Below are 11,920 nucleotides of genomic sequence, written 5' to 3'. Positions count from 1 at the left end.
AATTAAGGTTGAAAGTCATTAACGACAAACCAAATATAACTATCCGATTAGTTAAACTACGATAGTTTCGTAGAATTTAACAGTTTTTAACAGATGGTTCAGTGAGACCTTGTATCAGAATTTAGCTGTTATTTGAACACTAGCCATCAAGCCGGCCTTTTATCACCAGAGTGTCCGCCATTAGATCGTGCAGGCATTGCTGCTTTTTGTTAAAAAAGCACATAAGATAACCTATAAACAGCGTAAGGGTAGAAACGTATTTAGCCAAATTGCGGCTCAGGGCTTTGGATAAACTGACTTGTTCACCATATATGTCGCACACGCGGATGCCGAGCAGTTGTTTGCCATAGGTCCCCTGCTTGGGTCCACTTTCCATTTTGGTGTTATAAATGATCTTGGCGATAGGTATTAGTGCTATAATAGCAATTGTGACAACAGCTCTAATAAATTTATCAGGAATAATGAGCATGGCTGCAAACGCAATAAACACAAACCCGGCCGAAACAATCAACCAATCCAGCACCGCAGCAATTGCCCTTTGATCGAAACTACCAAAGTACTGCAGCGGCAACGCTTGCTTTTTAAAGCCGAAAAGCTGCCGTAGTTCAGCAACTTCATGAGCTTCTTTATAATCGTCCATAGCGCCGTTACGTACAAAATCACCAGGCTTGACCTTACGCGCCTTAAGCTCATCAATAGAATAAGGGCCTTCGGGCTTACCGTTAACTACAAGGATGTAGGTATCTATGGAGGGTTCAGAAATGTTAAAGCCGGAAGGTTGCATAAGGTCAAATCTAATCAATTTAACTGTTATGCCCTCCCGGCTTTTAAGGTTAGGTGGGGTAAAGTTTAGTACCTGTTCACGTTAAAGTCAGACACTCCGCCCTTAAGTTTGATGTACATTTTATTAGTTGCTGTAGCAAAACCCGGGGTTTCCCAACGGTTATCTTCTTTTTTATCGAACTCGTCAAAATCGTTTGATGAAAGGCCTGATTGTGTGGTGATCTGGCAAGCGGCACCTTTTGGTATGCGGATGTGCACCTCAGATACGCCGGTTGATACCTCGATGTTGGTTGCTGCAAGCGGCATTCCCATTTTGATGTCGTAAGATGCTGCCCCCCCGTTGATATTAAGCGATTTCACCTTGAATTTGCTCAGATCGAAGTCTGTTTCGCTTGCACCTGTTTTAATATTTATCTCCCACTCCGGCGTTGTATTCAGTTTCAGGTAAGCGGTGTTTGTTTTGTCGCTGTCGAAGTTGAAGCTATTATTCTTCCTGTTCTTCATCCTAAAATCTATCACCGGTATGTTACCATCCATGGTTTTAACGTACTCATAACGGTTAACAAACTCTTTGGTCTCTGCAGAAAACAGCTTGCTTGTGGTGTCTTTCAAGTCGAATACAGAAGCGCCGCCGTTAATATTCAAACGTGCAGTAGTAGTGCCTGCAGTGAAGGGTTCATTAAACTTACTGCTTCCTTCTACCTTAATTACACCTTTAGAGCTGGCGGTATCATCTCCGTCTGAATCATGATCGCTGAAATTAAAGTTGCCGTTATGATGGTTCCAGTACACATGGTTCCTTTCAGGAGCAAATATCAGCAGGCCAAATGCAAGTATAACTACCGCCACCTTAACCACCGCTGCCCAAACGGTGTGGTTGTTTGCGAGCACCAGATTAACGCCGCCCATGATCAGGAACACAGGCCAGAGGTAAATAACGTTGCCCCAGTGAAAGTTGATAACATTATAGTTATTCAACAAGAATATTGCGCCTATTAAAACCAGGATAATGCCCGGCATTATTTTGTTACTTTTCATGATTATATAGTTGTAGGGTTATCGTTGTTAGGTTCTTCGCTCTTTTTATTCAGGTCTATACCTCCGCCTTTTTCTGTAGGCTCATCGGCGGCAGGAACATCGGTTTCAACTGTCTTGTTCCAGCCTTCTTTTTCCCATGGCTGCTTTTTTTGGCCGCCATATATTACTGCTATGCCAGCTACTACCAGCAACACGGGCCAAAGTTTGTCAAAGTCCCAGTCAGGAATAATGTTTAGCTCGTCCACCAGGAATAATGAGCCAAGTGCTATAAGTATACAGCCGAACACCATGCCTGCGTTTGAAGGCTTTTTAGGTTGAAAAGGCACCTTAAAATTAGGATCAAAGGGTGGCGGCGTACCCATTCCGCTAAAATGCTGAAATGGTGGTACACGGTAATCTACTCCCGGATTAAAGTTGGGGTCCTGATACGCAAACGGGCGTTTTGGCATCGCTATCAGTAAAATGATGTACATCAAAAAGCCGGCTCCATGAGTTACGAACAACACCAGGAACACCAGGCGTACAATGGTTACATCAATATTTAAATAATCGGCCAGGCCGGAACAAACACCACCTATCATCTTGTTGTGTTCGTTTCTATAGAGCTTCTTTTCCATTTTGTTTAGTTTTATAGTGTTAATAATTAGATCTGTCCGTACTTCGGTGTAACGATCATCTCATCAACATTGGCGCCCGGGCTCATTTTGTAAATGGTCAGGATTGCGTCGGCTATATCTTCCGGTAAAACCATCCTGTTCTTATCTACATCAGCACCGCGCCATGAGTCTGTTAATGTCGAGCCCGGGATTATAGCCGTAACCTTTACTCCGTGTGGCTGCATTTCGAGTTTCATTACCTTATTAAGACCTAATAACGCATACTTTGTTACTGTGTACACCCCTGCCTCGGGTACGGGTGCAAGTGCTGCTATAGAGCAAATATTGAAGATGTGCCCTTTACCGACAGAAACCATGCGTTTACCGAAGAAACGATATAGTTCATAGGCCGGCATAAGGTTGGTATCTATCTGTTTTTGGAAAGAATCTTCGCTGTCATCAAGTATAAAAGAGGGCTTGAACATACCTACATTATTCACTAAAATGTCGACAAAACCCATGTTTTTGTCGGTGAATTCGGCAAAGTTTTTTACATCATCGCGCTTACTTACGTCTGCTACCATGGTAAACACTTGTATTTGGGGAGCGATTTGCTTTAGTTCCGCTTTAAAATCTGATAATTCTTGCGCGTTACGAGAACAAATTGACAAGTTTAATCCTTGTTTAGCAAGTGCGATGGCTGTGGCACGGCCCATGCCTTTTGTTGCTCCGGTTATTAATGCGTTCGTCATGATGATAAATAATGTGTTTTGCTGTGAATAACGTGTGTGCTATTAAAAGTAATTGAATTATAACAAGCCGTAAAGCTTAAAATTAAAAACCGTATTTTTAACCCAACTTAGCCTCCAAGGATGTTCCACAGTTTAGGAAAATATATACTTCTACTTCGTTTAAGTTTTAAAAAGCCCGAGAAGTTCAGTGTTTACTGGGCAGAAGTAATGCGCGAGATGGTCTCTATAGGTGTAGGCTCATTAGGCATCATATCTATTATCTCAGTATTCATTGGCGCGGTAGCCACCATACAGGTTGCGTTCCAGCTGGCTAGTCCGCTGGTACCAAAAAGTATTGCAGGCAGCATAGCGCGAGACTCTACCATTCTCGAGTTTAGCCCTACTATATCGGCACTGGTGCTTGCAGGCCGTGTTGGTTCTAGCATTGCGTCGCAAATTGGCACTATGCGGGTTACTGAACAGATTGATGCATTAGAAATAATGGGCGTAAATGCTCCGGGGTACCTTATTGCCCCTAAAATATTAGCCTCTATAGTAATGTTTCCCGTGCTTGTAGTGCTTTCTATTGTGTTAGGAATGATGGGAGGTTATCTTGCTTGTGTGTTCAGCGGCGATATTGCTCCCGCAGAATTTGTTATGGGCTTACATGATGGTTTTGATCCGGTTACTATCCAGGTTGCGCTTGTTAAATCCTTTTCTTTCGGCTTCATTATATCCTCTATATGTGCGTACCAGGGTTTTTATACCTCCGGCGGCGCACTTGAAGTTGGTCAGTCGGCTACAAGGGGTGTGGTTTATAGTTGTGTTATGGTTTTATTTGCCGATTTAATGATCACCCGATTAATGTTATGATAGAAGTAAAAGACATTTACAAAACCTTTGGTGATAACGATGTGCTTAAAGGTATCAGTGCCACATTTCACACCGGGAAAAACAACCTTATTATAGGTGGTTCAGGGTCAGGTAAAACAACCCTTTTAAAATGCATCGTTGGACTGCACGAACCTACTAAAGGACAGGTGTTTTTTGAAGACGAGAACTTTACCGAGATGGACTTTGAGCAGCGTGTACCTATACGCACCCAGATTGGCATGCTCTTCCAGAACTCGGCACTGTTTGATTCCATGACCGTTGAGGAGAACATCATGTTCCCACTTAATCTTTTCACAAACCAATCAGCAGCGGAAAAGCGCGACAGGGCTAACTTTTGCCTTGAACGCGTAAACCTGAAGGACAAGAACAAACTTTTTCCGGCGGAACTTTCCGGCGGTATGAAAAAGCGTGTAGGTATAGCCCGGGCAATATCCATGCAACCTAAATACCTGTTTGTGGATGAACCCAACTCGGGCCTCGATCCAAAGACCTCTATTTTAATCGACGACTTGATAAACGATCTTACCACCGAATATAACATGACAACCGTTGTGGTTACGCATGATATGAACTCGGTGATGGGTATTGGTGATCATATCATCTTTTTGCATCAGGGCCAAAAATGGTGGGAAGGCAGCAACCAGGAAATATCTAAAACAGATAACCAGGAGCTTAATGATTTTGTATTCGCCAGTAAGTTTATGCAAGCTGCAAAAAGTAAGCTATAGCATCAAACTTGCGGTATACAGTTTACAACAGGCATCATATAAGATTAGCTATATTTGCATTTTAAATGAGCCAAAAGCGTAACGGCAAATGGCAACTGCAAACTGAACAATGATCCAACTCCTTACACCAACCCACTGGAAAGATTACGAACTTATAGATTGCGGCGATTTTGAAAAGCTGGAGCGGTTTGGTAACACTATACTCATACGACCAGAACCACAAGCTGTTTGGAGTAAAGCCTTAAGCGAAGCTGAATGGCAAAAGCTGCACCATATTAAGTTCAAAGGTCGTTCTGCAACGTCAGGCGAATGGTTGAAGAAAAGTCCGCAAACGCCTGACCGCTGGCACATCGAATACAAAAATAAAGATGCAGCTATAAAATTCCGGTTGGGCCTCACCTCGTTTAAACACGTAGGTATTTTCCCTGAGCAAGCAGTTAACTGGGATTATATATCAGGCAACATAAAGAAGTTTAAAACGCCTGCTCCAAAGGTGCTTAACTTGTTTGCCTATACAGGTGGTGCTTCATTAATAGCAAATGCCGCGGGAGCCGAAACCACACACGTAGATTCAATTAAACAAGTAGTCACCTGGGCAAACGAAAACCAGGAGATAAGTGGTTTAAAAGATATCCGCTGGATGGTGGAGGATGCTTTAAAGTTTGTAAAGCGCGAAGTAAAACGCGGCAAAAAATACAACGGCATCATACTTGACCCACCCGCTTACGGCAATGGCCCTAACGGTGAAAAGTGGAAGCTGGAAGATAACATAAACGAGATGATCCACGACGTGATCCAACTGTTGGATCCTGAGGAACATTTTTTAATACTGAACACTTATTCGCTGGGTTTCTCCTGTGTGATCATAGAAAACCTGATTAAAAGCGCATTCCCGAAAGTGGAAAACCTGGAGATTGGTGAACTGTACCTGCAAGCCACTGCCGGCCCTAAATTACCGCTAGGCGTGTTTGGTAAATTTTATAAAAATAAGGCATGATAGTCGGGTCAATTTATATCTTTACAAGAATAATATTTAGCTAAACAGAAAAACATACCGGGTTATTAATACCTCAACTTAAGCAACTTTACCTTACCTATGAAATTCAACCGCGCGCTTTTTCCTGCCCTTTTTGTGCTCTGCACAGCCGTTTTCTTCACTAATTGCACATCAGACACAGGCAAAAAAGCCGATGCAAAAAAACCCGGTGATACCACCGCCAAGAAAGACGAAGACCAGCCGGACACCCTTGGTGTGGTAAAATCAAGTTACCCGCCAACAGATAAGGCTCAGTATGATTCCTTATTAAAATTCAACGCTCATGGCGATACATCAGGCCGTTGGCCGGTAAAGGGCGCACCTTATCCACTAGGTGGTGCTATTTTGCCATACAAACGTGTAGTTGCGTTTTACGGTAACCTATACTCTAAAAAGATGGGTATTTTGGGAGAGCTTCCGCCTAACGAAATGCTCGCTAAATTAAAAGGCGAAGTAAAACACTGGGAGAAAGCCGATCCTAAAACACCTGTACAGCCTGCCCTGCACTACATCGCTGTAGTTGCACAAGGCGACGGGGGTAAGGATGGAAAATTCCGTTATCGTATGCCGTTTAAACAGATAGACAGCGTATTGGTGCTTGCTAAAAAAGCTCATGCAATTGTGTTTTTGGATGTGCAGGTGGCCTTAAGCAACATACAGGCAGAATTACCTTTATTTGAAAAATATCTTAAAATGCCGCAGGTACATTTTGGCATGGACCCTGAGTTCTCTATGAAAGATGGCAGCAAGCCTGGTAGAAAAATAGGCACTTACGATGCAGCCGACGTTAACTATGTATCTAACTATTTGGCGAATATTGTAAGGAAGAATGGCTTACCGCCAAAGATCTTGGTAGTACACCGCTTTACTAAAAAGATGGTAACCAACTACAAGAACATCAAGCTGCGCCCCGAAGTACAGGTGGTTATGGATATGGATGGCTGGGGCGAACCAGACCTGAAGACCGGCACTTACCGCTACTTCATCAACCAGGAGCCTGTACAGTTCACAGGTTTTAAATTGTTCTACAAAAACGACATTAAAAAAGCGCCGCACCACATGCTTACACCGGAAGAAGTGTTATCGCGCTACAAGCCATATCCAATTTACATCCAATACCAATAGTCATGGATGTAGGAAATTTGAAGCCCTGAGTTAAACAACTCAGGGCTTCTTTTTAGTTTTATATTTTAGAATGGTACAGTTAATATGAAGTGGGGTATTATTGGTTGCGGGCGCATTGCGCATCGCTTTATGCAAGGATTAAGTGCTTTGCAGGACATGCAGCTTACGGCATCATGGTCCCGCAGGGCAGAAACCGTTGACGCTTTTGTAGCGCAATACGGCGGTAAGGCTTGCAGTACTGCACAGGAGTTGCTGGCAAGTGATATCGACGCGGTTTACATTGCTACCCTCCCGAATAGCCATGCAGATTATTGCATCCAAGCCTTTAACGCCGGTAAACCTGTACTCTGCGAAAAACCTGCAACCGTAAACCTGCCCCAGTTAGACACCGTGCTTGCTGTTGCCCGCGGAAAGAAACTGCTGTTTATGGAAGGCATGAAGCCACCCTTCTACCCGCTGTATACCAAGCTGAAGGAGTACATTCAACAAGACCCTATAGGGCCGGTTGGCTATGTACGGGCAGGCTCATCAGTTGCAGACATTCCGCGTGACCATCCTAACTTCAGTTATGAGCTTGCCGGTGGCAGCCTCATGGGTATCGGCATATATGAAGCTTTCCTCGGGTTGGATTGGCTTGGTGCGACTCATGAAGTGCAGGCGATGGGCCGCTTCAGCGGTATGGAGATAGATATGTTCGGCATTTTTCAAACCAGGCACGAGCACGGCTATGGGCAATTTTACACCGGTTTTGACTTGCATGGCAAGGGCGATGCGCTAATATGCGGCACCCTGGGCCACATCACTATTCACAAAAATTGGTGGAATCCTGCAAAAGCGACCATCAACTATCTTGATGGCCGTACAGTTGTTATCGATGAGCCGTTTACCCATGGAGGACTAAACTACGAGATACAGCACTTTGCCGATCTTTTTCGCGCGGGTGAGTTGGAGAGCCCGATTATACCTCACCAAATGTCTCGCGGTATGATCTCGATGATAGATGAGGCTCGGAAAATTGTAGGCCTGAAATTTAAAGGTGAATAGGTTTACTAAACTGTTTCAGTTAGCAGAAGCGAAACACCCGAAACACTTAAAAACTATAATCATCTAACAGTTAAATCATTACAATTTAGAGCGAAACAAAGCGAAACAGCATTACTAATACACACAAAAATATCAAAACATTGTTTGTCAATACGTTATGATAAAAGTCGAACTTTAGTTCAGAAAGCGAAACAGTCAGACCGAAACACTTCGAAATGTTTAAAGCAGCAGCACATCATTGCTTTCAAAATAAAAAGTCCCGTTGCGTTTATCACACAACGGGACTTTTACTTATAGCGTTTCCGGCTTATTAAGACACCATTTGCCTGCGGATGATATTAAGCGCCCCGCCTGCTTTAAACCACTCTATCTGCTGTGCATTGTAAGTGTGGTTCACCTGGAATTGGTCGGTTGTACCATCAGCGTGGTGCAGCACAACGGTCAGCTGCTGGCCCGGTGCAAAAGTTGTTAAACCTACTATATCAAAGGTATCGTCTTCCAATATCTTATCGTAGTCGTTGCTATCTGCAAAAGTAATGGCCAGCATACCTTGTTTCTTCAGGTTGGTTTCGTGTATACGGGCAAATGATTTTACCAGTATGGCACGTACACCCAGGTGGCGTGGTTCCATTGCAGCGTGCTCGCGTGATGAGCCTTCGCCGTAGTTCTCGTCACCCACTACAACCGAACCTATACCGTGCGCCTTGTAATCGCGCTGGGTAGCAGGCACAGGGCCGTACTCACCGGTAAGCTGGTTCTTAACGCTGTCAGCATTCAGGTTAAAGTAGTTTATGGCACCTATCAGCATATTGTTAGATATGTTGTCCAGGTGGCCACGGAACTTCAACCATGGGCCTGCCATAGAGATGTGGTCAGTAGTACATTTACCTTTAGCTTTAATAAGCAATTTAAGGCCTGTAAGGTCGGTACCTTCCCAAGCAGCAAACGGATCAAGCAATTGCAAACGTGCCGATGTAGGGCTTACAATTACCTCTACTGCACTGCCGTCCTCGGCTGGTGCCTGGTAACCTGCATCTTCAACCGCATAACCTCTTACCGGCATTTCTATACCCATTGGCTCATCCAGTTTCACCTGCTCGCCATCTTTATTGGTCAGGGTATCGGTAAGCGGATTAAAGGTAAGGTCGCCTGCAATAGCCATAGCTGTAACAATTTCCGGTGATGCCACAAACGCGTGTGTGTTTGGGTTACCGTCCTGGCGCTTAGCAAAGTTGCGGTTAAAGGAAGTAATAATAGAGTTCCTGCGTGTAGGATCGTCTGTGTGACGTGCCCATTGGCCAATACAAGGTCCGCAAGCGTTAGCTAACACAACACCGCCCATGGCTTCAAATGTACCCAGGTAACCATCGCGTTCTACCGTATACCGTACCAGTTCTGAACCTGGTGTTACCGTAAATTCCGCTTTGGTTTGCAGGTGTTTATCAATAGCCTGCTGCGCAACAGATGCAGAACGGGTAATGTCTTCGTAAGAGGAGTTGGTACATGATCCAATCAGTCCAACTTCCAGCTCAGTAGGCCAGTTGTTTTCTCTAACCGCCGTAGCAAATTTAGAGATCGGCCAGGCCAAATCCGGTGTGAACGGACCATTGATGTGTGGCTCCAGTTCGCTCAGGTTAATTTCAATTACCTGGTCAAAGTATTGGTTAGGGTTAGCGTAAACTTCTTCGTCACCGGTCAGGTGTTCTGCAATTGCATCAGCCATTTCAGCTATCTCAGCACGCTTGGTACCTTTCAGGTAGTCGGCAGCTTTTTGGTCGTAACCAAATATCGAAGTGGTAGCGCCAATTTCTGCACCCATGTTACAAATGGTAGCTTTACCAGTAGCTGACATAGAACGTGCACCTTCGCCAAAGTATTCTACTATAAAGCCTGTACCACCTTTTACGGTAAGTATACCGGCAACACGCAGGATAACGTCTTTAGCAGAGCTCCAGCCGGATAATTTACCGGTAAGTTTTACGCCAAGCAATTTAGGGAACTTTAGCTCCCAAGGTAAGCCGGCCATAACGTCGCAGGCATCGGCACCGCCAACGCCGATAGCAACCATACCCAAACCACCCGCGTTAGGCGTGTGCGAGTCGGTACCTATCATCATACCACCAGGGAAAGCGTAGTTCTCTAACACTACCTGGTGGATGATACCTGCACCGGCTTTCCAGAAACCAATGCCGTATTTGTCAGATACAGAAGAAAGGAAATCGTAAACTTCTTTGTTGATGTCTTTAGCAGTGCTTAAGTCGGCGTCGGCACCAACTTTAGCTTGTATAAGGTGATCGCAATGTACGGTAGACGGAACAGCAACCTGCGGGCGGCCTGCCTGCATAAACTGCAGTAAAGCCATTTGCGCTGTTGCATCCTGCATAGCTACACGGTCCGGTGCAAAATCTACGTAGTCGGTACCGCGTTCAAAAGCTTTGGATGCATCACCTTCAGAAAGGTGGGCATATAGTATTTTCTCAGTTAACGTAAGTGGTTTACCGGTCGCTTTACGGGCAGCATCCACGCGGGTGCTGTAGCGATCATAAACCTTTTTGATCATATCTAAATCAAAAGCCATATTGTTTGATTTTTTTAGTGGTGAAAAAGAGGTTGGCCAGCCATTCCGGCGGTCAGCCGCGAATTTACAAATTATAACATTTATTCACAGTCAGGGGTTTGTACAATTCTTATTTGGATATGTTCTAAATAAACGCCCCCTAGCCCCCTGAAGGGGAACTAAATAAACTAACATTTACTTAGCTAACTAAAGTCCCCCCCCCTTTAGGGGGTTAGGGGGTTAGGGGGTTCTGGTTACCTTTATTATCTTGTCGTTATTGCCGGTGCTGGTGATAATGTAAACGTCCCCTGCCGGGCTTATAGCTACATCGCGCATCCGGCCGTAAGTACCCTTATAAAAGGTATTCACCGCCTCCACTTTGCTGCCATCGGCACTTAGCTTTAGCTGCAGCAGTTCCGAATCTTTAAGTACAGCAAGCAGCAGCGAGTTCTTCCACTGCGGTATAGCATCGTTGTTATAATAATCTATTCCGGAGGGAGCTATGGTTGGCGTCCAGGCATAAACAGGTTCGGCAACGTTGTTTACCGAGCAAAATCCCTGCTCAGCGCTGGTGCTACAAAATCCCTCTACATTCGGCCAGCCAAAATTACGGCCTTTCTGGATAATGTTTATCTCGTCGTCAGTAGTGTTACCATGTTCAGAGCTATAGAGCCTGTCGCCAACAAACACCAACCCCTGCGGGTTGCGGTGACCAAAGGACCACAACGCGCTACCAGCAATAGGGTTATCCGCCGGTATCGTGCCGTCTAAATTAATCCGCTGTATTTTACCTGCCATATTCGTCTGGTCCTGCGCCCGGGACGATACAGAAGCATCGCCACTGGTAATGTACAGCTTTTTATCAGGAGATATCGCAAGGCGGGTTCCGTTGTGTATACCGGCAGCAGGTATATTGTCCAGCAGCACCACGGGGTTAACCAGCGTGGTACCATTATAGGTGAACTTCACAATCTTTTTGGTGTAAGCTCCTCCTTTGTTATAATTATAGGCAACAAACACTTCGGGCGTCGCGCTAAAATCAGGGTGCAACACCATTCCCAGCAAGCCGCCTTCGCCCTGCGACACTACATCAGGCAGTGTGGCTAACGGCGTAATAGTACCGCTTGCCGGGTCTACCCTGCTTATTTTGCCGCCACGTTCGGTTATCCACAGTTTATTATCCGGCCCCCAGAGTATTTCCCAGGGGAACGTAAGGTTTTGCGTTAGTACAACATCGGTGAGTTTTGCATCGGCGGGCGGGTTGCCGCCGGTACTTTCATCAGAAGTTTTCCCGCATGCATTAAAAAGCATCACGGCAGCCATCAGGGCAAGCGTAATCCTGTTCCTCATATCCGTAAGTTTAAGATGGTTTATGATTGATGAACAGG

The 11,920-nt window shown here is 45.0% G+C and carries 11 protein-coding genes; 5 read left to right on the top strand and 6 right to left on the bottom strand.

The window, feature by feature from the left end; all coding sequences use genetic code 11:
* Positions 1–139 precede the first annotated feature (139 nt).
* The 4 genes from DYU05_RS14240 to DYU05_RS14225 all read right to left on the bottom strand — a co-directional run bounded on the left by DYU05_RS14240 (position 140) and on the right by DYU05_RS14225 (position 3,169).
* Positions 140–784 (bottom strand): RDD family protein, encoded by a 645-nt coding sequence (locus tag DYU05_RS14240; RefSeq protein WP_117383767.1) that lies wholly within the window; start codon positions 782–784, stop codon positions 140–142.
* 65 nt (positions 785–849) lie between these two features.
* On the bottom strand, positions 850–1,821 hold the full coding sequence (locus DYU05_RS14235; protein ID WP_117383766.1) for a LiaI-LiaF-like domain-containing protein: 972 nt from the start codon (positions 1,819–1,821) through the stop codon (positions 850–852).
* A gap of 2 nt (positions 1,822–1,823) precedes the next feature.
* On the bottom strand, positions 1,824–2,438 hold the full coding sequence (locus DYU05_RS14230; RefSeq protein ID WP_117383765.1) for a PspC domain-containing protein: 615 nt from the start codon (positions 2,436–2,438) through the stop codon (positions 1,824–1,826).
* Between the two features lie 26 nt (positions 2,439–2,464).
* On the bottom strand, positions 2,465–3,169 hold the full coding sequence (locus DYU05_RS14225; protein WP_117383764.1) for an SDR family oxidoreductase: 705 nt from the start codon (positions 3,167–3,169) through the stop codon (positions 2,465–2,467).
* Positions 3,170–3,289: 120 nt separating this feature from the next.
* Here DYU05_RS14225 and DYU05_RS14220 point away from each other — a divergent pair, with 120 nt between their 5' ends.
* The 5 genes from DYU05_RS14220 to DYU05_RS14200 all read left to right on the top strand — a co-directional run bounded on the left by DYU05_RS14220 (position 3,290) and on the right by DYU05_RS14200 (position 7,975).
* Complete coding sequence (locus tag DYU05_RS14220; RefSeq protein WP_117383763.1) at positions 3,290–4,021, top strand: MlaE family ABC transporter permease; 732 nt, start codon at positions 3,290–3,292, stop codon at positions 4,019–4,021.
* Positions 4,018–4,770 (top strand): ABC transporter ATP-binding protein, encoded by a 753-nt coding sequence (locus DYU05_RS14215; RefSeq protein ID WP_117383762.1) that lies wholly within the window; start codon positions 4,018–4,020, stop codon positions 4,768–4,770. The genes DYU05_RS14220 and DYU05_RS14215 overlap by 4 nt, the downstream gene beginning before the upstream one ends.
* 109 nt (positions 4,771–4,879) lie before the next feature.
* Complete coding sequence (locus tag DYU05_RS14210; RefSeq protein WP_117383761.1) at positions 4,880–5,767, top strand: class I SAM-dependent methyltransferase; 888 nt, start codon at positions 4,880–4,882, stop codon at positions 5,765–5,767.
* 99 nt (positions 5,768–5,866) lie between these two features.
* Positions 5,867–6,931 carry a hypothetical protein gene (locus DYU05_RS14205; protein ID WP_117383760.1) on the top strand — a complete coding sequence of 355 codons (1,065 nt, stop codon included), beginning with the start codon at positions 5,867–5,869 and terminating at the stop codon, positions 6,929–6,931.
* A gap of 84 nt (positions 6,932–7,015) precedes the next feature.
* Positions 7,016–7,975 (top strand): Gfo/Idh/MocA family protein, encoded by a 960-nt coding sequence (locus DYU05_RS14200; RefSeq protein ID WP_117383759.1) that lies wholly within the window; start codon positions 7,016–7,018, stop codon positions 7,973–7,975.
* 310 nt (positions 7,976–8,285) lie between these two features.
* On the opposite strand, the gene DYU05_RS14195 is transcribed toward DYU05_RS14200, so the two are convergent.
* Both DYU05_RS14195 and DYU05_RS14190 read right to left on the bottom strand, forming a co-directional pair.
* A complete protein-coding gene (locus DYU05_RS14195; RefSeq protein WP_117383758.1) occupies positions 8,286–10,553 on the bottom strand; it encodes an aconitate hydratase in 2,268 nt (755 codons plus the stop codon).
* A 219-nt stretch (positions 10,554–10,772) separates the two neighbouring features.
* Positions 10,773–11,882 (bottom strand): PQQ-dependent sugar dehydrogenase, encoded by a 1,110-nt coding sequence (locus DYU05_RS14190; protein ID WP_205771887.1) that lies wholly within the window; start codon positions 11,880–11,882, stop codon positions 10,773–10,775.
* Positions 11,883–11,920 lie beyond the last annotated feature (38 nt).

The organism is Mucilaginibacter terrenus (assembly GCF_003432065.1).
Taxonomy (GTDB): Bacteria; Bacteroidota; Bacteroidia; order Sphingobacteriales; family Sphingobacteriaceae; genus Mucilaginibacter; species Mucilaginibacter terrenus.
The sequence above is the reverse complement of the archived record's forward strand: the minus strand, read 5'-3'. Positions and strand labels throughout refer to the sequence as shown.

Excerpts from the sequence above, each read along its gene's own strand:
- DYU05_RS14240 (WP_117383767.1), bottom strand. The coding sequence starts at position 784 with ATGCAACCTTCCGGCTTTAACATTTCTGAACCCTCCATAGATACCTAC.
- DYU05_RS14235 (WP_117383766.1), bottom strand. The coding sequence starts at position 1,821 with ATGAAAAGTAACAAAATAATGCCGGGCATTATCCTGGTTTTAATAGGC.
- DYU05_RS14230 (WP_117383765.1), bottom strand. The coding sequence starts at position 2,438 with ATGGAAAAGAAGCTCTATAGAAACGAACACAACAAGATGATAGGTGGT.
- DYU05_RS14225 (WP_117383764.1), bottom strand. The coding sequence starts at position 3,169 with ATGACGAACGCATTAATAACCGGAGCAACAAAAGGCATGGGCCGTGCC.
- DYU05_RS14220 (WP_117383763.1), top strand. The coding sequence starts at position 3,290 with ATGTTCCACAGTTTAGGAAAATATATACTTCTACTTCGTTTAAGTTTT.
- DYU05_RS14215 (WP_117383762.1), top strand. The coding sequence starts at position 4,018 with ATGATAGAAGTAAAAGACATTTACAAAACCTTTGGTGATAACGATGTG.
- DYU05_RS14210 (WP_117383761.1), top strand. The coding sequence starts at position 4,880 with ATGATCCAACTCCTTACACCAACCCACTGGAAAGATTACGAACTTATA.
- DYU05_RS14205 (WP_117383760.1), top strand. The coding sequence starts at position 5,867 with ATGAAATTCAACCGCGCGCTTTTTCCTGCCCTTTTTGTGCTCTGCACA.
- DYU05_RS14200 (WP_117383759.1), top strand. The coding sequence starts at position 7,016 with ATGAAGTGGGGTATTATTGGTTGCGGGCGCATTGCGCATCGCTTTATG.
- DYU05_RS14195 (WP_117383758.1), bottom strand. The coding sequence starts at position 10,553 with ATGGCTTTTGATTTAGATATGATCAAAAAGGTTTATGATCGCTACAGC.
- DYU05_RS14190 (WP_205771887.1), bottom strand. The coding sequence starts at position 11,882 with ATGAGGAACAGGATTACGCTTGCCCTGATGGCTGCCGTGATGCTTTTT.